Consider the following 245-nt stretch of genomic DNA (forward strand, 5'->3'; position numbering starts at 1 on the left):
GGTCGACGGCGAAACCTGGACCGAGGCCGAACTCAACGGCTTTTCGGAAACAGAACTTCCGGGTCGTTTTGACGGCTTCAAGCCCGACGGCACGCCCTATCCGGAGACCTACCAAATCCTGATCGTTGCCGAGAAATACCAGACAGGCTTCGACCAGCCCAAACTCTGCGCCATGTACGTCGATCGCAAGCTGGCCGGCCTTCAGACCGTTCAGACCTTGTCGCGTCTGAATCGGACGCGCGCCG

1 protein-coding gene is annotated in these 245 nt (G+C 60.0%); it reads left to right on the top strand.

The genetic code is table 11. The features are described 5' to 3' along the window. Positions 1–245: UvrB domain 3-containing protein (locus R0J92_RS25615; RefSeq protein ID WP_411053759.1), on the top strand; the 245-nt coding region annotated here is incomplete at both ends.

Origin of the sequence: Tritonibacter sp. SIMBA_163 (genome assembly GCF_046535935.1) — a bacterium.
GTDB classification, from domain to species: domain Bacteria; phylum Pseudomonadota; class Alphaproteobacteria; order Rhodobacterales; family Rhodobacteraceae; genus Epibacterium; species Epibacterium scottomollicae.